Origin of the sequence: Dorea chungnamensis, from assembly GCF_039832125.1 — a bacterium.
In the GTDB taxonomy this organism is placed as follows: Bacteria; Bacillota; Clostridia; order Lachnospirales; family Lachnospiraceae; genus JAFBIX01.
In genome coordinates this window covers 199813-219345 of sequence record NZ_JBDOHT010000003.1, presented here as the reverse complement: position 1 = coordinate 219345, position 19533 = coordinate 199813, and the positions used below count along the sequence as shown (strand labels likewise).

Below are 19533 nucleotides of genomic sequence, written 5' to 3'. Positions count from 1 at the left end.
AGATCTTGATCTAAGTATATTCCTTATGGTAAAATATATCAATGCACCATGGTGCATATTTATAAAGAGGTGATAAAATGGCAGAGCGACAGAAATATGATCCCGGACTAGTAAAAATTGGGGAATTGATTACCAAAAAAAGAAAGGCTTTAGGATATGCATATAAATCACGCGAAAGTTTTATAGATCGAAGAAGTGAAGAACTCTTTGGCGGAGAACCATGGATTTCACCTCGCCACCTTGCTAATCTTGAGCTCGGGAAAAATTGGATTAGTATTGAAAAACTCATCGTTCTTGCAACTGCTTTAGAAGAAAACCCTGTTGATTTCTTTGAGGAAATCATTCAAACTTATCAAAAGTATAAATAACTCAATCCATGCCTTTAATTTCGGATTATCTCCTAAATACTTCTCTTTCACTACATCTCATGTCCGAATCCATTAGAAACCTGTATCAACAGCTTATTCCAAGATTTTCCAACTCAGAAGGAAAAAGTCGGTGTTTTTGTTTTCCCTAGGCTTTACTTTAGCAGCTTCAAACATTTGTTTTGAAATCGTATCTTCATAATATTTTGCGGTTATAACCTCAAAAACTATTTCACTTATTAATTTTTTTCGATTTAAAATATATCCTTACTTTTTAGTCTCCAGAGAACAGCCTCCCTAATATAATGGAAAAAATTCTCCAGACACGGCATGGAAAATCTATGATCGTACCTTTGATATGACATAATCTGAACCCGGTCATTTCTGACCGCCTTCAACTTCTCACAAAAAATCCCACTTACACAAAGTAAGTGGGAAATTATTCGTGCTATGCCAGTGGCTCATTATTGTGGGAAAAGTGTGGGAAATTCATCTCATAAGATGGCTGAAACCATTGTAAATACTGGTTCTCTACCACTTTGGCGACGCTTTGCCGTGGCAGATGAATAGTACTTTTATCATTATATTTTTCCTCCTGAGATGCCTCGTTTTGTCCTATTTTACGCACTTTTTTGGTTTTCTTCAAGACTTACAGTTTTCCGGAAACTGTAGCAAAAATGGCAAAATACGGCAGTTCTAGACCAAGTATAGTAGTCTGTAAAGGGAGGCAGACTACCGCGATTTTTGAACCTTTTAACGATAGAAAAGGGAAGTGGGTACAATCTATTCTCGCATATAATCTCATTCACACTTATTCTAATAAATCTTCAATTCTACACCATTAAGATCATATCTGTCAGCCAAAACATAGATATCATAGAAATCCTTATATCTACCATTTGCAAGGCCCAAAGAAACAAAAGCCTCAAACTTTTCTGCTATGACGGAATAAATCGAATAGGCATATACCTCCGGAACTTCCATATCCAGCAGAACCGGGAACTCCATTTTCATTCTTTCTGGATACACCACATCACCAAAACCAATATCTATTGATACCGGAACCTTGGTTCTGTCCAGGTATCCATTGTTGCACGAGCATACTCTCCATCAAATAGTGCATACAAAAAAATACCACCCTTTAGTGTAAATCTCTCCACATAATTTGAAACAGATAATCTATATATTGTTCTCTCCAAACCATATGTGACCAACTTATCCTGCATAGTCTTTCCATCTTCTATCGCCAGTTTCTTTAATCTGTCCTTTACGGATACAGCATTTTTCATACCAGCACCTCCAGATACATTTTCATTACCTCTCCACATTTGAGCATCTCTGCATATCTGATTAGCCTATTCAGATTACAGTCACTCCGATGCAGATAAGTTGTAAGAACTTCCTTTGTTTCCTCAATTCCAATTTTTTCCCTGTAGAAAACAATATCAACAACAGTTTTCTCGATATCGTAAATACGAAATCTGTTATTTCCATCTTCTACGGTCTCGATGCCAATACCAAACCGGTCATCTGTAAAATAGCGTACATTCAGTTCCGGCCAATCCGGTAGTGTTGATACCTTTGCTTTTCTCGGAATTGCTACATCAATGGCATCCGGGCGATAAGTAGACAGTTTATAATACACGGCTGCACTCAGCAGACAAACTACTCCGTCTGGTACAAATGCATAGGCATAGTAGAAATCTGATCCCTCACCATCAAAATTTGCATTTTCATAATACTTTTTATTCAGTTTTATCAGGATCCCCTGGTCAACCATCTGATTGATTTTATAATATGAAAACCCTTTATCTTTCAGCTCTTGAACCGAAAAAATCATTTGGTCATTGGAAATCTGTGCCGTCTTTGTCATCTTTCTCACCTCAATTCCAGTATATCCAAATTCGTGATAATTATTTAAATAATTTTCGGCACTTTATTACTTTGCCGAATTTAATTAAAATTATAGTAATTATTTCACGCTTTGTCAATGGATTTTCAGTGAGCTACCCCATCTTTCATTTCGCGACTGCACACGCAGCACTCACCCGCCGTTCTATAGAAGATAGGTCTGTAGAGATTTTGATAGCCCCTAATATTTTTCCTTCGCAGCATCATTTATATCTATCCAAGATAGGCTCTTTCCTGAGAAACTTGATTCATCTGTTAGAAATGGTAAAGTCACTGCTCGTAACAGATTACTTTTTCCGCTATTGTTTTCACCTATAAAAACAACAGTCTCTCCCAGACAAATATCTACATCTTTCAGATTTCTATAATTTTTTATGATTAATCGTGAAATTTTCATAGGCTTCTCCTGAATCAACTTAATTCTTCCAGAATAGTATACTATAAAAAATGGCGAAGTGCTTATCGTAACACTTCGCCGAAAGCCTAACCGGTTTGAGCATAAAATGCTTGGTTAGGTCTGCTTTACTATTTTATGCAGTTCTACTGCGTTTATACACTTAGATGTGCTTTCCAATCTGTCGGAAGATTCATCGCTGTAAGACTGATTACACCAATATTATTTTGAATCAGCTTATCAAAGGCATTCACAAATACTGTCCACTCCTCATCGGATGAACGCAGATACTTCATCGCCAGTAAGATTTGATACAAACCGTTATGTGCCGGTGGTGGTGTAACTTTATCTGCATCCAGAATTTCCGGTGTCGTATGTATTGTGCGGTTGTAAATTCTGGAATTATGAGCACACATATTGCGCAATACTGAAACACCCTGTATCCATGAAGCAAGCATTTTCTGTGATGGATTTACCAAATTTCCTTTTTTCGATTTATACTGATAATTAGCTGCCAATATAGAATATGAGCTTCCAGCACCGGTTTTCAAATTCTTAATTATCTTCGATAACGTACCAAAAGAAAGAACTTCAACAGCTGCCCATACAGGCACCTCTCCATCATGATTATCAAAATTATGTTTGATAAACACATCATTAGAACGAGCAATTTCTGACGCTACTGTAGACATATTCTGCCAATACAGTTTTTTCTCTTTAAAAATCGATGAATCCTGCAAAATAAGTGGTTCTCCGTGTATAAGTAACGATTCCACTAATTGTACTCTCAAAGCCACCTCAATCTTAGAAATCATTGAAAAAATCAAAGCAGATAATTCCTGATCAAACTGATACAACTTTAAAATATCTTCAAACTTTGTTCCTGGAACATACTTCTTTGTAACATTATCATATAAGTGGAAAGAGTATCCACGCAAACGATAAAACCCAACTGACTTTAATGCCTTTTCTACGTCCGCACGAGAAGTAATTACCATTCCTGCATCAATATATGATTGTACCTGATGTGCTATTGTTAATATTTGTTTTGGATATTGATACATAAAACACCCCATAAATGAAAAAGTCCCACCGGGTTGCGCATGAAAATCAGAGGCGTGGTGGGTTCTGTTACTATCATTATACAACTTTTATTGTGACTGTCAAGATTCCTTTTTCTTGAGTTTCCGCAGTCTTATCTACCTGAAGCCCGCTCTACGGCATTGTCTATCCACAACTTTAAAAAAATGCCCAAAATATAAGGAATCCTGTTCCTTTTTGATGTAAAATTAAATCACCACAAAATAACCGTACTAAACAAAAAGAAGGAGGATTCCCTGTGGTTAATTTTACATCAAATACGTATCAAATGAAACGGGAAATTTTATCTTTTTCCAATAAAATTTCCAGAAACCTTCCAAAACCGGAAAGAAAGTTTATTGCTGACATGAATTACGGTATCCTTGCTTCCGGAAGCTGTCTGCTTACCGATATCGTTGATCAATTACATGAGCCTTCCAGAAAGATTAACATCGTTGACCGCCTTTCCAGACACCTTGCAAAAGGGACTCCGAAAGCTGCTCTTAAGACTTATCTGACGCTGGTCAGAAAATGGTGTCCCAGCCATCAACGATATCACGTTCTCTGCAATGGAACGTGCAGCTGCTTTATTCGAAAAAGCAACCTTTGTCATGGATCGAGGTTATGATGATAACAAGATGTTCCTGAAGCTGGATTCCATGGGGCAGGATTATATCATTCGTCTGACTGCAAAGCGTAAGTTCCTATATCACAATAAGTGGGTATTTGCTACGGAGCTGCGTAACCGCAGGAAAGGCAAGGTAAAACTTCCTCTGTTTTACAAAGGCAAAATACATGATGCTTATCTTTCCCATGTAAAAGTGCAGATCACTGCTTCCAGGAAAGATATTTATCTCGTCCTTGTCTATGGAATTACGGAACATCAGATACTGTAATGACTTTGGATTGATTCCTGTCTTTGCCATGTTGCTGCAGTAAGTATGGTGGCATACATGAGGTGTCACTTCTGGTATCATCCACATTAGTATTCCCTACTCAAAAGGAAATCCGCAACATGCATACTCTTAATGCCTTCATAATTACCTCCGGCAAATTCGTCAGTTCGAAGAACGTATTTCGGATAGTTATCTTTTATTTCAAGTAGACGATCATACTCTCTTCGCTCGGTTTTCTCAGATCGTATTTCCTGAGTAACCTGCACATACAGTTTTTCACCTTGACGCTGCGCGACAAAATCAACCTCACCATCTGCTGTCTTACCTATATTAACCTCGTATCCTCGCCTGCAAAGTTCTAGATAGACAACATTTTCCAAACTGGAAGCAACGCTGTCCGGATGATACCCCAGAACACTATATCGAAGCGCAGTATCTGCAAGATAAAATTTTTCCTGTGTCTTCAGAATCTCTTTCCCCTGCAGATCATATCTGGAGCAACGATGTAGTAGATATGCCTTTTCCAGTTTTTCCAAATAACTGTATACAGTCTCATTATCTATCTTTCTATGCTCTGATTTCAAATAGTCTGAAATGGATTTTGCAGAAAAAGAATTTCCCACATTAGAAAATGTGTATTTAACCACTCGCTCCAACTGATCAACTTTACGAATCTGGTTTTTCCTTACAATATCAGAAAAGATTGTCGAATTGTAAATATCGCGAACGATAGTATAAACCTCATCCTGTGAATAATCACGCAGATGTGTTGCCGGGAAGCCTCCAAGACGAATATAATCTGCAAGTTCCGCATGAACATCTTTTACTTCTGTATACTCTTTCCGGAAAGTCAGATACTCTTCAAAGGAAAGAGGGAAAATACGAAAAGAAACATATCGTCCCGTAAGATAAGTTGAAATTTCCGAAGACATCATACGAGAGTTGGATCCAGTTACATACAGATCCACATCGTAATCACTGGCCAACGAATTCACAACCTTTTCCCACCCTTCAATTTCCTGTACTTCATCAAGAAAGAGGTAGGTCTTTTTGTTTTCACTAAACTTTGCTTTCACAGCTTCAAACATCTGCTTTGCAGTCATATCCTCATATTCCATGGAATCAAATCGCATGGATACAATTTGGTCTTCCGAGATTCCTCTTTCATTCTGCAGCTTTTCCATAATCATTTTCAATATTGTGGATTTTCCACAACGGCGAACACCAGTGAGTACTTTTACAAATGGCGTGTCTGTGTAAACCATGATTTTCTCTGTATAAAGCGGTCTGTTAATCATATCTACCACCTCCATATCATTATATTACCGCAATTAACCCATATTTTCAATAAGTTTTGCGGTTATAACCAGAAACTATTGCAAAATGAATAATTTAATTCGATTTAAAATATATTATTAGTTTTGTACTCGCAATTTAGTCAACTGTACTTTAGTAAATTATACTTGGCTAAAATCCAAATCATTTCTCTTACTATATTGTAGCCCAAAATAACCATATCTAAAATAATAGAAAAACTCCCACCTACCACAGTAAATGGGAAATTCATCTGCTCAGATGGCTGAAACCATTATAAATACTGGTTCTCTTTCATTCTTCACTCCCATACTGCCGCATCAATCTCTGAATCTCTTCTTTCACTTGCCCGACCACTTTCTCCGGCCCCACGATCTTCGCTCCTTCACCCAGGGACATAACCCAAGAGAGGAATTGTCTGCTGACGGCTACTCGGACGCTTACAACGAAGTGATCTTCATCTTCTTTCCGCATCATGACTTCTTTTCCGAATCGGTCGATCATAACGCCGGCCAGATAGTTTTCGCATTCAATCTGGACAGTCTCTTCTTCACCATCGAACATTCCAAATAATTTTCTTGAATAAGCGCCGATGTCAAATTGTTCGAACCGCTTGCTTCCTTCTCGTTTCTCTTTGGTTAATTCGATGTGGAGCATCTTATCTACTCGGAAATGCTTGATTTTATCTTCCTGACTGTCGAATACCACAAGATAATAATTATCATCATCCCAGGACAGTGCCCAAGGGCTAACCTGATATAAAGCCCCATCTTTTCGAAGAACCTGCTCCTTATCCACGTTCCAGTTAAAGTATTGAAATGTAATCTGCACATTGGCTGCAATTGCCTGATGAATCTGATCCACGTTATAATAGATTCCTTCATTAATCGTCTTGACCCGTTCTGTTACATAGACCTGGCGATGAAGCTGAGAGGCTTCATATTGACTGGCAAGTCCCTCAATTTTTTTGATCAGTTCATTGGACTTCTTCGCAGTGATAAATTTTGCCGATTGTACAGAATCCACCAGAAGCTTTAATTCTGCCAGCTCGAACTGTCGATTTCCGATATAGTAATAATAGGTCTTATTTTCCTTCTCCCCGATAACATCCACTCCAAAAATCCGCAGATTTTCAAGATCATTGTATAGGCTTTTACGTTCTGCGCTCACATTGTATGCCTTTAATGATTCAATAATTTCCAGCATGGTGATTCTATGGGTCTCATCTGTTTTCTCCATCAATATCTTCAAAAGATATAGAATCTTTAATTTCTGATTATTCCCTTCTGCCATAAAATGCATCCTCCTTTATATTCAAACTGATAACTTCATTTCTGATAAATCTATTGTATCACGAATACAAAGGAATGTGGGTGTAATAAGTCCCATCTTCAGGACTTATTGCAGTTATACCAAACCCCGGAAGTTCTACTTTAATTGCTTCCTTATCTGCCTCGTTATCAGACTCTTTGACCAGATTTACCTTCATCTTCCTCTCAGAATCTCTAATCTTCCATGAATTCTCTGTACTCTTCTTCGCTTGCAAATAACATATATCTTCCTTCTACATATCCCATGTAACCAGCCTGTGTAGCATATCCCTTCATTGATTTCCGACCTCCATTCATATGATAAACTCGTTTGCTTTTCTTCGTTATCATTAGTTTAGCAAATTAAAAGGGTCGAAATCTGGACTTATACGATCCCCCAACTATCAAATATTTATTGTTAAAATTTAAATTTTCTCTTTGACTTATATGAGAAAAATCTGATAAACTGATACAGTTGAAAAAATGATTCAGGAAGAGCTTGCCCACGAACGCAGACAACGGAAAAAGATTCAAGAAGAATTGAAGAGATAAAAGACGGAGGAAACAATAATTCCTCCGTCTTTTATGATTAATCTCTATTCTCCAATCATCATCTTGATGATCTCTTCGTTCGTCTCTCGCATTCCTTCTTTGCCGAGGCGTCCGATATTACTGATAGTAGCCTCAACACCTTTGGTCACGATACCATCTCCGGCGTAGAATTGCTGACCGTTAAGGAACATATTGTATCCAAGGATTCCGGCATCAACGGATGCTGCAATCTTGGCCGCACAGGAAGCCTTTGCTCCATCGCAGACCATACCGGATACGATTGCCAGTGCATTAACAACGGTGTGGATGATCTCCTGATAACCGCCGCCGCAGAGATATGCGATTCCTGCGCCTGCTGCCGCACCCGCGCTGACAGCTCCACAATACGCAGACAGTCTTCCAATTCCGGTCTTCTGATGAATTGCCACCAAATTGGATAATGCCAGTGCACGATAGGTCTTATCTTCGTCTGCCCCTCGGTCTTTGGCATATTCCAGAACCGGCAGTGAACAGGTCATGCCCTGATTCCCGCTTCCGGCATTGATAATAACGGGAAGTTCACATCCATTCATACGTGCATCGGAGCCAGCGGCTGCCATTGCTTTTGCACGGGTTCTCACATCATCTCCGTAAGTCTTTAACAGTACGGTCCCGATATTGGCGCCATAATCACCTCGTAATCCTTCTTCTGCAATTGCCGTATTGTACTCTATCTGCCGTCCAATCACTTCCCGGATGTCTTCTATATCTACGGTGTTAATGAAGTCCCAGATACTTTCCATATCCAGGCAGCTTCTGTCTGTCAGACCCTCTTCACTTTCGCCTTCTACCGGGACAGACAAAATCTCTTCTCCATTCTTTTCAATAAGCACGATATTCGTATGATAGTTGGCAATTCTGACTTTTGCATAGTTATCGTCTTTGCAGACTGTAACCACAATATCAAAGGTAATTCCATTGTCAATATGTTCTACTTCAATCGATGTTTCCTGCAGAAATGAGATCATCTGCTGAATCTGGTCTTCCGATACTTCTGCAATAACTTCCAACTCTTTCTCCGGTCTTCCGGCGATGATTCCGGCGGTTGCTGCTGCCGGAATTCCTTTCAGATGATTCGTGTTCGGAACGATTACACTCTTCACATTCTTAATGATACTTCCACTTGCACCAATTTTTACTTTATCAGGAATGCATCCCAATACTTCTCTTGCTTTTGCCGCTGCATAGGCAAGTGCAATTGGCTCCGTGCACCCCATTGCCGGAACCAGTTCTTCCTTCAATATCTGAACATATGCCTGATATTTTTCATCTGTTTTCTGCACAATTGTCACTCCTTTATCTTTTTGTTATCACGAACTTTAACTCTATTTTTATTATAAGAAAGTTTCAACTTCGTTGCAATAGTTGTGCAATTATGCACTGATGGAATTTCCAGTATACAACTGATAATATCTTCCTTTTTCTTCAATCAGCTGATCATGTGTCCCCCGCTCAATGATTCTTCCCTGTTCCAGCACCATGATACAGTCGGAATTACGTACAGTAGATAATCTGTGAGCAATGACGAAGGTTGTTCTTCCATGCATCAGTTTATCCATACCATCTTGTACGATTCGCTCAGTTCGGGTATCAATGGAACTGGTCGCCTCATCCAGAATTAATACCGGTGGATCTGCAATTGCTGCACGGGCAATTGCCAGAAGCTGTCGCTGTCCCTGACTTAAATTCGCGCCATCCCCCGTCAGCACGGTATCGTATCCTTCCGGCAACCTACGGATAAATCCATCCGCATTGGCTAATCTGGCCGCTGCCACAACCTCTTCATCTGTAGCATCCAGTCTTCCAAAACGGATATTATCTTTTACCGTCCCGGTAAATAAATGCGTATCCTGCAGAACAATACCGAGAGAATGCCGTAAATCCGCTTTTTTTATCTTATTTATATTAATTCCATCATAACGGATCTTCCCATCCTGAATATCATAAAAACGATTGATCAGATTGGTAATCGTTGTCTTACCAGCTCCGGTAGATCCAACGAATGCAATCTTCTGCCCCGGTTCTGCATACAATTTTACATCATGAAGTACAATCTTATCATCATTGTATCCAAAATCAACTCCATTGAAGACCACATGGCCTTTGACTTCGACATAATCTATACTTCCATCTGCCTGGTGAATATGTTTCCATGCCCATTTTCCGGTTCGCTCCGGGCACTCCACCAATGTCCCATTCTTCTCTTTTACATTGACCAGTGTTACGTAACCATTATCCACTTCCGGTTCCTCATCCATCAGCTTGAAGATTCGTTCTGCTCCCGCCATGGCCATTACGATTGCATTTAACTGCTGGCTTACCTGGTTGATCGGCATACTAAAGCTCTTATTAAAGGTCAGAAAACTTGCCAGACCCCCCAGCGTAAAGCCGCCTACTTTATTGAGTGCAAGTATACCACCCACAATGGCACAGACTACATAACTGACATTTCCAATCTGTGCATTAATCGGACCCAGAATATTGGCAAATGTATTAGCCTTATCAGCGCTATGAAAGAGTCTGTCATTTAATTCTTTAAATTCTTCTTTGCTTTCTTCTTCATGACAGAACACTTTGACTACTTTCTGCCCATTCATCATCTCTTCAATGTGTCCATTCACTGCTCCAAGATTACGCTGCTGCTCCAGGAAGTACTTTCCACTCCTTCCGGCAGCGGCTTTGGAACAGGTAATCATAATTCCGACCATAATCAGTGTTACGATTGTCAACGGAATATTCAAGATCAGCATGCTGACAAATACACTGATAATCGTAAATCCACTGTTGATAACCTGCGGTATACTCTGACTGATCATCTGACGCAAAGTGTCAATATCATTTGTATATACAGACATGATATCACCATGTGAATGCGTATCGAAGTATTTGATCGGCAGCTTCTGCATATGTTCAAAAAGGTCATCCCTCATATCCCGCAATGTACCCTGAGTTACATTGACCATGATCCGATTATACAGATAGGTTGAGATAATGCCGACTGCATAAAAGCATGCAACTCTTCCGATTGCTTTGGCAAGCGGCGCAAAATTTGGCTGATCTGTCAGCAAAAATGGCGTAATATAATCATCGATCAGATTCTTCATGAACATAGTTCCCTGCACATTTGCAATGACACCAAGGAATATGAGTATCAGAACTGCAGCACAATGGTATTTATAATTGCGGAATACATAGCTCATCAACCTTTTGAATAATTTCCCCGGATTTTTTACGTTCGATTTGACACCTCGCGGTGCTCTTCCCATTGGACCTGCCATCTGCTACTCACCTGCCTTTTCATCGAAGTCTCCGCCGCCTTGGGTCTGTGATTCATAGACCTCTCGGTAGATCTCATTATTCGCAACTAATTCTTCATGCGTTCCAAATCCATTGATCTTTCCTTCCTCCATAACAATAATGCGGTCTGCATCCTGCACACTGGAGATCCTCTGCGCAATAATCAGCTTCGTCGTATCCGGAATCTCTTCCCGGAACGCCCTGCGGATCTTGGCATCCGTAGCTGTATCCACCGCGCTGGTACTGTCATCCAAGATCAATATCTTCGGTTTCTTAAGAAGTGCTCTGGCGATACACAGACGCTGCTTCTGCCCACCAGACACATTACTTCCTCCCTGTTCAATATGCGTCTGATATCCATCCGGGAATCTCTGAATAAATTCATCCGCACAGGCAAGCACGCAGGCATTCCGGCACTCTTCTTCCGTTGCTTCTTTATCACCCCATCGCAGGTTATCCAGAATCGAACCAGAGAATAACACATTATTCTGCAGCACTACGGATACCTGATTACGCAATGCTTCCATATCGTAATCTTTAACATTGTGTCCTCCTACCAGGATCTCTCCTTCCGTCACATCATAGAGACGGCTTACCAGATTCACAAGGCTGGTCTTGGCACTTCCGGTTCCTCCGATAATTCCTATTGTCTCACCAGAGCGAATCTTCAGATTAATATCCTTCAGGACAGGTTCCTCACTGTCCTTTTTATAAGAAAAATACACATGTGAAAACTCAATACTTCCATCTTCCACTTCCAACAATGGATTCTCAGGGTTCTTAAGATCACTGGTTTCATTCAGGACTTCTGAGATACGACGAATACTGGCTGTACTCATGGATACCATGACAAATACCATGGACATCATCATCAGACTCATCAATATGTTCATGCAATACGCGAGAAGACTCATAAGTTCTCCCGTTGTCAGAGTAGTCGCCACAATCATCTTTGCACCGATCCAGCTGATCAGAAGGATACAGGAATAGACTGTCAACTGCATTAATGGTGCATTATACACCAGGTTACATTCTGCTTTTACGAAGATCCGATAGATATTCTCACTGGCTTTTTTGAACTTATTCGTCTCTTGTTCTTCTCTGACATACGCCTTAACAACACGGACCGCAGAGACATTTTCCTGTACAGATGCATTCAGTTCATCATATTTTGGAAATGCCTGTTGAAAATAACGTGTAACATGGCTCATGATCAGCACAAGAATTGTTCCCAACAAAAGTACCGCAATCAGATAAATATTTGAAAGTCGCGCATTGATGCGAAATGCCATAATCATCGCACAGATCAGGCTGGCCGGAGCTCTGGTAAACATCCTAAGTACCATCTGATAAGCATTCTGGATATTCGTCACATCCGTTGTCAGACGTGTAACAAGACCAGCAGTACTGTATTTATCAATATTTGAAAATGAAAATGTCTGAATATGGTTAAACATAGCTTCTCTTAGATTTTTCGCAAATCCGGCAGAAGCCTTTGCACCGAATTTTCCGCCTGCCATTCCGGCAAAAAGGCCAACCACTGCTGCCACGATCATAATTCCGCCGACTTTATAAATATGCTGGATATTTCCCGCATTGACACCATCATCAATAATCGAAGCCATTAAAAATGGAATCAGCATCTCCATCAGAACTTCCAAGATCATAAATAACGGGGTGATGATAGATACAAATTTATACTCTTTTACTTCTTTTAATAAAGTCCGTACCATCGGGCTCCTCCTTTCTGCCTGCTTCTTCTGTCTGTTCATCAAGTATATGCTTATTGAGTCTCTTCTTCCTCTCCGTAACGTACTTTTTCCATTGTAAATCCCCGTCCACGTACCTCGTTAATCTGGGTAATCGTAATAAACGCCTTTGGATCAACAGCCTGGACCATCTGATTTACAGAATATAATTTTCGGTTCGGGATAACACACAGCACACCTTTCTGTTGTTTTTCCCCATAACCAGTCTCTATATGAACCATGGTTACTCCGGCATCAATCTCTTTCAACATTCTTTCCTTAACCTCTTCGTATTTCTCAGTGATAGCAAAGAGTTGAATCTGAGACTGTCCCATCAGTATGACACGGTTCATAACCAACGTCGTGAGAACAAGTGCAAGAATACCATACAAAATCTGCTCAGAATTTGAAAAGAGCACCTGGAATCCCAAGACGATAAAATCCACCACATACATCATAACTGCAATCGATACGTGGAACCATTTATTCAATACCAACGCAAGGATATCTGTTCCTCCAGTAGATGCTCCCACACGTACTACAAGTCCGATTCCTATTCCCAGCAACGCACCTGCATAGATCGTTGCCAGCATAATATTGTCAGTCAAAGTGTCAATTCCCGGGATTGCCTGCACAATCGACAAGAATACCGGATACACAATGGTACTGATGATGGTCGTAAGCGCGAACTTTTTTCCCAACACAAAAGTACCCAATATAAACAGAACTGCATTAATAATAAATACGATTACTGACAAATTGACAGGTATATAATGAGTAATGGTAAGACCGATACCGGTCGCACCGCCCATGATAATTCCGTGCGGCACAATAAACGCCCCAACTGCCAACGCAAGAATTACATTTCCTATCAGTACTCCTGCCAGAGTGAACAAGCTTTTCTTCCAATTTTTCATGATTTCATCAACCTCTCTTTCGAAAATCTATGAAATACCTTTCATTGTCAGCTGAATCCTCTTCTTCTTCAGATCTACACTCAGCACCTTAACATCTACAATATCTCCCACACTCACTACTTCCAGTGGATGCTTGATATATTTTTTATCCGTGATCTCGGAAATATGCACCAGTCCATCCTGATGGACTCCGATGTCCACAAACACACCAAAGTCAATTACATTTCTGACAGTTCCTTTTAACACCATACCTTCCGTCAGATCTTTCATCTCCAGGACATCTGTCCGAAGAATCGGTTTTGGCATCTCATCACGCGGATCTCGCGCTGGTTTTTCCAGTTCCTTTACAATATCCCGCAGAGTAATCTCGCCAACTCCCAATTCCTTTGCAAGTTTCTTGTAGTCTTTGATTGTCAGTGACAAGCCCACAAGCTTTCCACCGCTGATGTCTTCTACTGCAAATCCCTGCTTTTTCAACAGCTTTTCTGCCGCCTCATAAGATTCTGGATGTACACTGGTGCCATCTAACGGGTTGTCCCCTCCCTGGATCCGCATGAAACCGGCACATTGCTCAAAAGCTTTTGGTCCAAGCTTAGCAACCTTCAAAAGCTGCTTCCGGTCAGTGAAACGTCCATTTTCCTCGCGGTAGGTTACGATATTCTTAGCTATGGTTCCTGAGATACCGGAAATATATGCCAAAAGTGGTGCCGACGCTGTATTCAAATCCACGCCGACTCTGTTAACACAATCTTCTACTACACCGGACAACGCTTCACTAAGTTTTTTCTGATTCATGTCATGCTGATACTGTCCTACACCGATGGATTTTGGATCAATCTTCACCAGTTCTGCCAGAGGATCCTGAAGTCGTCTGGCGATGGATGTCGCACTTCTCTGTCCCACATCGAACTTCGGGAATTCCTCCGACGCCAGCTTGCTGGCAGAGTATACGGATGCTCCAGCTTCGTTAACAATTACATATTGAACCTTCTCTGGAATCTCTTTTAATAATTCTACGATGAACATCTCTGATTCCCGGGAAGCCGTACCATTTCCCACTGAGATAAGCGTAATGTTATATTTCTTGATAATCTTCTTTAACAGATCCTTGGATGCCTGTATCTTCTGTGGTGTCGTTGGCGCCGTTGGATAGATGACCGTTGTCCCAATGACCTTACCGGTCGGATCTACCACCGCGAGCTTACAGCCGGTACGAAAAGCCGGGTCCCATCCAAGAACAGTCTGCCCTACGATCGGTGGCTGCATCAGAAGCTGTTCCAGGTTCTTCTTGAACACTTCGATTGCTCCATCTTCTGCCTTTTCCGTAAGATCATTGCGGATCTCCCGTTCAATTGCAGGTGCAATCAGACGTTTGTAACTGTCTTCTATTGCTTCTTTTAAGACCAAAGTTGTATAAGCATTGTCTCCATGAATCGTCTTCTTCTCGAGATATCGAATAATATCTTCCTCGGGAGCTTCAATCTTCACCGTCAGGAACTTCTCCTTCTCTCCACGATTCAATGCCAGCACACGATGACCTGCCAATCGATTCACCGGCTCTTCAAAGTCATAATACATCTCATAGACAGATTCAGCCTTCTCATCCTTCGCTGTTGAGATGAGGCGGCCTTTCTGCATCGTAATCTTACGAATCCAGCTTCGGTAATCCGCTTCATCAGAGATACTCTCTGCAATGATATCTCTTGCTCCCGCAATCGCTTCTGCAACAGTATTGACCTCTTTTTCAGGATTCACATATGCTTTTGCCTCTTCTTCCACCGGTCGGCTCATCTTCTGAAGAGTGATCACCGCCGCCAGAGGTTCCAATCCTTTTTCCTTAGCAATCGTCGCCCTCGTTCTTCTCTTCGGACGATACGGGCGATACAAGTCTTCTACTACGACCAATGTCTCAGCTGCCAGAATCTGCTTCTTCAGCTCTTCTGTTAATTTTCCTTGTTCTTCAATACTGGATAATACCTGTTCTTTTTTCTCTTCCAGATTACGCAGATAATTCAATCTTTCGTATAATTTACGAAGCTGCTCATCATCCAGTGTTCCCGTAGCCTCTTTTCTATATCTGGCAATAAATGGAATGGTATTGCCTTCATCAATCAATTTGACTGCAGCATCTACCTGCCATCTCTTTACATTTAATTCTTCTGTAATCTTCTGATTAATATCCATACTGTAACCCTTTCCGCTGCATTTAAATCTCATATGCGCATTAGTAATTATTATAGCGGAATTCCCTGGAAACCGCAATGGCATACGCAATACCGAGTTCACTCTGTTTTCTTGAAAATTCATATCTCCCATGCTATAATGACAAAAGCAAAATAATTATTTCCAGAGGGAGTATAAACATGCAGCAAGCAACACAAGAACTATCCAAACAACAGTTAAAATCCAAAGAAACCAAGGACAAGATCTTTCGTGCCGCCAAGCATATCCTGCAGAAAAAAGGATACGATCAGTTATCTATCAAAAACATCTGCGAAGAGGCTGGCGTATCAAACGGAAGCTTTTATCACCATTTCAAGACTAAGGATGACCTGTTATCTTATTATATCGAAGAACAACCAAGCATTAATCCAGATCTTCTGGATCTTCCGGAAAATGCCGAAGAAGCAAAACAGACCATTATCTATGTATATTTAAACTACGTTCATTATTGTCAAGAACTTGGTGTAGAATTTATGTCCAATTACTATACCCCCAAGAACCAGTCACTCAATCCTTTGATTCGAACAGAGCGGCCCTATCCAATCATTACGGTATCAAACTATCTGCAAAAAGTAATAGATGCGAATATCATCCATCCTTCTCTGGCGCTGGAAGATATCACCACCGATATCCGTATGATCGTAATCGGCAATGTATTTGAGTGGTGTCTGAAAAGTGGGGATACAGATTTTGAGGGAAATATGAAACGTTCTCTTGAAACTTATCTGAATGGATTATTTTAATATCTTTCATTCTATGCAAAAAAAATCCTTCAAGCAAGCGGACTTAAAGGATTTTCTAGAAGGGAATATGGTAGTGAAACCATTTAACAATAATATCTTGTAACTGTATTATAACGCTACCCTTCAAATAATGCCAATTGCTTATTTTAATATGAGCTTTTTACTTATTGATAATATCTATAGGAGAACCATTATGTATACGTTCATAACCAATCCCAATGCCCGTTCTGGCTTGGGAATTCAGATGTGGAAAAGCATTGAACTCGTCTTAAAAGAAAAGAACATATTATACGAAGTTTTTTTCACCAAATATCAGCACCATGCTACCAAGATTGTCCGCCAGATTACCGCTGATCACGAACCGCATACGATTATTGTACTTGGAGGCGATGGAACGATTAACGAAGTAATCTCTGGAATCGTCGATCTGGCAAAGGTTACTCTTGGCTACATACCAATCGGCTCTAGTAACGACTTTGCCCGCGGTCTGAATCTTCCAACCGATCCTGCCAGGGCTTTAGAAAATATTCTTGCCCCCTCACACTATACACCACTCAACATCGGAGTTCTCGAATACGAAGACAAGAAACGACGCTTTGCAGTAAGCACCGGGATTGGATTTGACGCCGGAGTCTGCCATGAAGTCATGGTGTCCAAATTAAAAATACTATTGAACAAACTCAAACTTGGCAAACTAACCTATGCCGGAGTTGCACTTCACAGAATCCTTACAATATCACCAAAAAAAATGACGATCACACTGGATGACGAACGGAAAATTGAATTTGAGAAGGTATATTTTGCCACAGCCATGAATCTGGCTTACGAGGGCGGCGGTTTTAAATTCTGTCCAAAAGCCCGTCCAAATGATGATCTGCTGGATATTATCGTTGTATCAGACATGCCAAAGTTAAAGATACTCGCTTTACTTCCTACGGCTTTCAAGGGTTGGCATACACATTTCAAAGGTATACATATTGATTCCTGCCGAAAGATTGACATCGTAAGTGAAGTCTCACTTCCTATCCACACGGACGGAGAACCTGTCTTTCAGCGGAAACATATTCAGGCTTATCTGGAACCCGAAAAAATACGGCTGATCAGTGCACCTTAAGTTACGGAGGACTTTATGATGATTGGGCTTATTGTTTTATTATTTGTTGTATTCATACTTCTTTATATCTATGCAATATGTCCCCGCCTTTCACGAAAGAAAGATATGACTCACTATCGACATACGATGTTCGCTCACCGCGGATATCATTGCAAGGAAAAGGGGATTCCGGAGAATTCCATGATGGCATTTCGAGCTGCACTGGCAAATGGATACGGAATCGAGCTTGACCTTCATCTGACCAAAGACGGAGAACTTGTTGTATTCCATGACGATACACTAAAAAGGATGTGCAGCCGTCCGGATACCATTGAAAATCTAACTTCACATGAGCTAAAATCCTGTCACCTTCTGGGAACTTCAGAGACAATCCCTCTCTTCAGAGATGTACTATCTCTTGTAGATGGAAAAGTCCCTTTGCTGATTGAATTGAAGATTCCTACCTCTTCCATGCAGATCTGCGAAGAAACGCTCCGTCAATTACAAGGGTATCACGGAAGATATCTCATTCAATCTTTTAACACTATGGGAATTCGATGGTTCCGACTTCACGCACCACAGGTTTTAAGAGGCCAGCTTTCTTCTAATCTGACCGCTGACAACCAGGAAGAATTCTGGTTCTTCCGTTTTGTGGTAAAGCATCTGCTCGCTAACTTTCTCGGCCGCCCGGACTTCATCTCTTATAAGCTCAGTGATCTTCCGGTCGCCAATGTATGGATACTAAAGAATCTCTTTCATATTCCGATTGCCGTATGGACACTTCGAACACCAAAGATGTTAAGCCGCGGAAAACAGCATTTTGACATTCAGATTTTCGAAAAACCATGTGAAAATTATTAACAAACCGTGAACAAGGTTGTTGATTCAATTTTTTCATGTTATAATCCCTGTTGAACCAGGAATATGATATGTTAAGAGGCTTACAAAGGGGTCATGTTTATGAAAGCCATAGAGAGGATAAAAAAAACAGCCAAGAAATATAGTCATGCATGGGTACTTTTATATGCATTCATCTATATGCCTTGGTTTTTGTATTTGGAAAATAGAACCGGAGTCGATTACTTTTGGATTCATTCACCATTGGATGACTATATTCCTTTTGTAGAATATTTTGTCGTTCCATACCTGTTATGGTTCATGTTTATTATTGCAACTGCCACATACCTGTTTTTTACAGATAAAAAAGGATTCTATCGCTTTGCCGCATTTTTAATTACCGGTATGACGCTTTTCCTGATTATCTGCACAGTATTTCCAAATGGTCAGCACTTGCGTCCGACTACATTTGCAAGAGATAACATCTTTGTTGATCTTGTAAAATATGTCTACTCAAAAGATACTTCAACGAATGTACTGCCAAGCATCCATGTATTCAACTCCATTGGCGCATGTATTGCAATTGCTTATGATGAACGTTTGAAGAAGCATCGTCCGATTCAATGGGCTGCTTATATCCTTGCTGTTCTGATCATTCTGTCAACAGTATTCTTGAAGCAGCATTCTGTAACGGATGTAATCGCTGCCATCGCGATGGCATGCATTATATATCCATTTGTATATGCGACACAGGAAAGGAAAGTACCAAAGCTTTCTCATCAGCCGATCTAAATATATGTATAATAAAATGCCA

19 protein-coding genes and 1 pseudogene are annotated in these 19533 nt (G+C 40.5%); 7 read left to right on the top strand and 13 right to left on the bottom strand.

What is annotated here, in order from left to right; genetic code table 11:
• The first annotated feature begins 77 nt into the window (after nucleotides 1-77).
• Complete coding sequence (locus ABE613_RS04360) at nucleotides 78-368, top strand: XRE family transcriptional regulator (protein ID WP_347375778.1); 291 nt, start codon at nucleotides 78-80, stop codon at nucleotides 366-368.
• A gap of 813 nt (nucleotides 369-1181) precedes the next feature.
• Here ABE613_RS04360 and ABE613_RS04355 read toward each other — a convergent pair.
• The 5 genes from ABE613_RS04355 to ABE613_RS04335 form a co-directional block, all read right to left on the bottom strand.
• Nucleotides 1182-1394 (bottom strand): nucleotidyl transferase AbiEii/AbiGii toxin family protein, encoded by a 213-nt coding sequence (locus ABE613_RS04355; RefSeq protein WP_235233205.1) that lies wholly within the window; start codon nucleotides 1392-1394, stop codon nucleotides 1182-1184.
• Nucleotides 1395-1414: 20 nt separating this feature from the next.
• Nucleotides 1415-1654 carry an Abortive infection protein AbiEii gene (locus tag ABE613_RS04350; RefSeq protein WP_235233206.1) on the bottom strand — a complete coding sequence of 80 codons (240 nt, stop codon included), beginning with the start codon at nucleotides 1652-1654 and terminating at the stop codon, nucleotides 1415-1417.
• Nucleotides 1651-2238: a type IV toxin-antitoxin system AbiEi family antitoxin domain-containing protein gene (locus tag ABE613_RS04345; protein ID WP_347375777.1), complete on the bottom strand. Its 588-nt coding sequence runs from the start codon at nucleotides 2236-2238 to the stop codon at nucleotides 1651-1653. Before ABE613_RS04345 ends, ABE613_RS04350 begins: the two co-directional genes overlap by 4 nt.
• Nucleotides 2239-2457: 219 nt before the next feature.
• Nucleotides 2458-2673 (bottom strand): AAA family ATPase, encoded by a 216-nt coding sequence (locus ABE613_RS04340; protein WP_235233208.1) that lies wholly within the window; start codon nucleotides 2671-2673, stop codon nucleotides 2458-2460.
• A 152-nt stretch (nucleotides 2674-2825) separates the two neighbouring features.
• Nucleotides 2826-3734, bottom strand: a complete 909-nt coding sequence (locus tag ABE613_RS04335; RefSeq protein ID WP_347375776.1) for an Abi family protein — start codon at nucleotides 3732-3734, stop codon at nucleotides 2826-2828.
• A 275-nt stretch (nucleotides 3735-4009) separates the two neighbouring features.
• Here ABE613_RS04335 and ABE613_RS04330 point away from each other — a divergent pair, with 275 nt between their 5' ends.
• Nucleotides 4010-4378 (top strand): hypothetical protein, encoded by a 369-nt coding sequence (locus tag ABE613_RS04330; protein WP_347375775.1) that lies wholly within the window; start codon nucleotides 4010-4012, stop codon nucleotides 4376-4378.
• Nucleotides 4320-4646 (top strand): transposase, encoded by a 327-nt coding sequence (locus tag ABE613_RS04325; protein ID WP_510182345.1) that lies wholly within the window; start codon nucleotides 4320-4322, stop codon nucleotides 4644-4646. Before ABE613_RS04330 ends, ABE613_RS04325 begins: the two co-directional genes overlap by 59 nt.
• Here the strand turns inward: ABE613_RS04325 and ABE613_RS15150 are convergent.
• The 8 genes and pseudogenes from ABE613_RS15150 to ABE613_RS04290 all read right to left on the bottom strand — a co-directional run.
• Nucleotides 4617-4724 (bottom strand): annotated as a pseudogene (locus tag ABE613_RS15150) (site-specific integrase); the annotation flags it as partial. The gene ABE613_RS04325 and the pseudogene ABE613_RS15150 sit on opposite strands and share 30 nt — an antisense overlap.
• Nucleotides 4725-4732: 8 nt before the next feature.
• Entirely contained in the window at nucleotides 4733-5944 is a 1212-nt protein-coding gene (locus ABE613_RS04320; RefSeq protein ID WP_347375773.1) for an ATP-binding protein, read from the bottom strand.
• Nucleotides 5945-6254: 310 nt separating this feature from the next.
• Nucleotides 6255-7253 (bottom strand): helix-turn-helix transcriptional regulator, encoded by a 999-nt coding sequence (locus ABE613_RS04315; protein WP_347375772.1) that lies wholly within the window; start codon nucleotides 7251-7253, stop codon nucleotides 6255-6257.
• Between the two features lie 613 nt (nucleotides 7254-7866).
• Nucleotides 7867-9144, bottom strand: coding sequence for an L-cysteine desulfidase family protein (locus tag ABE613_RS04310; protein WP_235233213.1), 1278 nt, complete (start codon nucleotides 9142-9144; stop codon nucleotides 7867-7869).
• 90 nt (nucleotides 9145-9234) lie between these two features.
• Nucleotides 9235-11139, bottom strand: a complete 1905-nt coding sequence (locus ABE613_RS04305; RefSeq protein WP_347375771.1) for an ABC transporter ATP-binding protein — start codon at nucleotides 11137-11139, stop codon at nucleotides 9235-9237.
• Nucleotides 11140-11142: 3 nt separating this feature from the next.
• Nucleotides 11143-12891, bottom strand: a complete 1749-nt coding sequence (locus ABE613_RS04300) for an ABC transporter ATP-binding protein (RefSeq protein WP_347375770.1) — start codon at nucleotides 12889-12891, stop codon at nucleotides 11143-11145.
• Between the two features lie 50 nt (nucleotides 12892-12941).
• Nucleotides 12942-13823 (bottom strand): YitT family protein, encoded by an 882-nt coding sequence (locus ABE613_RS04295; RefSeq protein ID WP_347375769.1) that lies wholly within the window; start codon nucleotides 13821-13823, stop codon nucleotides 12942-12944.
• Between the two features lie 27 nt (nucleotides 13824-13850).
• Entirely contained in the window at nucleotides 13851-16007 is a 2157-nt protein-coding gene (locus ABE613_RS04290) for a Tex family protein (RefSeq protein ID WP_347375768.1), read from the bottom strand.
• A gap of 179 nt (nucleotides 16008-16186) precedes the next feature.
• Between ABE613_RS04290 and ABE613_RS04285 the strand changes: the two genes are divergently transcribed.
• The 4 genes from ABE613_RS04285 to ABE613_RS04270 all read left to right on the top strand — a co-directional run bounded on the left by ABE613_RS04285 (nucleotide 16187) and on the right by ABE613_RS04270 (nucleotide 19511).
• Nucleotides 16187-16789 carry a TetR/AcrR family transcriptional regulator gene (locus ABE613_RS04285; protein ID WP_347375767.1) on the top strand — a complete coding sequence of 201 codons (603 nt, stop codon included), beginning with the start codon at nucleotides 16187-16189 and terminating at the stop codon, nucleotides 16787-16789.
• Between the two features lie 193 nt (nucleotides 16790-16982).
• A complete protein-coding gene (locus ABE613_RS04280) occupies nucleotides 16983-17903 on the top strand; it encodes a diacylglycerol/lipid kinase family protein (protein WP_235233219.1) in 921 nt (306 codons plus the stop codon).
• Between the two features lie 15 nt (nucleotides 17904-17918).
• Complete coding sequence (locus ABE613_RS04275) at nucleotides 17919-18743, top strand: glycerophosphodiester phosphodiesterase (RefSeq protein ID WP_427742651.1); 825 nt, start codon at nucleotides 17919-17921, stop codon at nucleotides 18741-18743.
• Nucleotides 18744-18842: 99 nt separating this feature from the next.
• Nucleotides 18843-19511, top strand: a complete 669-nt coding sequence (locus tag ABE613_RS04270; RefSeq protein ID WP_347375766.1) for a phosphatase PAP2 family protein — start codon at nucleotides 18843-18845, stop codon at nucleotides 19509-19511.
• The last annotated feature ends 22 nt before the right edge of the window (nucleotides 19512-19533 follow it).

What these genes read in the sequence shown, in the direction of transcription:
- ABE613_RS04360 (WP_347375778.1), top strand. Translation starts at nt 78, where the DNA reads ATGGCAGAGCGACAGAAATATGATCCCGGACTAGTAAAAATTGGGGAA.
- ABE613_RS04350 (WP_235233206.1), bottom strand. Translation starts at nt 1,654, where the DNA reads ATGAAAAATGCTGTATCCGTAAAGGACAGATTAAAGAAACTGGCGATA.
- ABE613_RS04345 (WP_347375777.1), bottom strand. Translation starts at nt 2,238, where the DNA reads ATGACAAAGACGGCACAGATTTCCAATGACCAAATGATTTTTTCGGTT.
- ABE613_RS04340 (WP_235233208.1), bottom strand. Translation starts at nt 2,673, where the DNA reads ATGAAAATTTCACGATTAATCATAAAAAATTATAGAAATCTGAAAGAT.
- ABE613_RS04335 (WP_347375776.1), bottom strand. Translation starts at nt 3,734, where the DNA reads ATGTATCAATATCCAAAACAAATATTAACAATAGCACATCAGGTACAA.
- ABE613_RS04325 (WP_510182345.1), top strand. Translation starts at nt 4,320, where the DNA reads ATGGAACGTGCAGCTGCTTTATTCGAAAAAGCAACCTTTGTCATGGAT.
- ABE613_RS04320 (WP_347375773.1), bottom strand. Translation starts at nt 5,944, where the DNA reads ATGATTAACAGACCGCTTTATACAGAGAAAATCATGGTTTACACAGAC.
- ABE613_RS04315 (WP_347375772.1), bottom strand. Translation starts at nt 7,253, where the DNA reads ATGGCAGAAGGGAATAATCAGAAATTAAAGATTCTATATCTTTTGAAG.
- ABE613_RS04305 (WP_347375771.1), bottom strand. Translation starts at nt 11,139, where the DNA reads ATGGCAGGTCCAATGGGAAGAGCACCGCGAGGTGTCAAATCGAACGTA.
- ABE613_RS04300 (WP_347375770.1), bottom strand. Translation starts at nt 12,891, where the DNA reads ATGGTACGGACTTTATTAAAAGAAGTAAAAGAGTATAAATTTGTATCT.
- ABE613_RS04295 (WP_347375769.1), bottom strand. Translation starts at nt 13,823, where the DNA reads ATGAAAAATTGGAAGAAAAGCTTGTTCACTCTGGCAGGAGTACTGATA.
- ABE613_RS04290 (WP_347375768.1), bottom strand. Translation starts at nt 16,007, where the DNA reads ATGGATATTAATCAGAAGATTACAGAAGAATTAAATGTAAAGAGATGG.
- ABE613_RS04285 (WP_347375767.1), top strand. Translation starts at nt 16,187, where the DNA reads ATGCAGCAAGCAACACAAGAACTATCCAAACAACAGTTAAAATCCAAA.
- ABE613_RS04280 (WP_235233219.1), top strand. Translation starts at nt 16,983, where the DNA reads ATGTATACGTTCATAACCAATCCCAATGCCCGTTCTGGCTTGGGAATT.
- ABE613_RS04275 (WP_427742651.1), top strand. Translation starts at nt 17,919, where the DNA reads ATGATGATTGGGCTTATTGTTTTATTATTTGTTGTATTCATACTTCTT.
- ABE613_RS04270 (WP_347375766.1), top strand. Translation starts at nt 18,843, where the DNA reads ATGAAAGCCATAGAGAGGATAAAAAAAACAGCCAAGAAATATAGTCAT.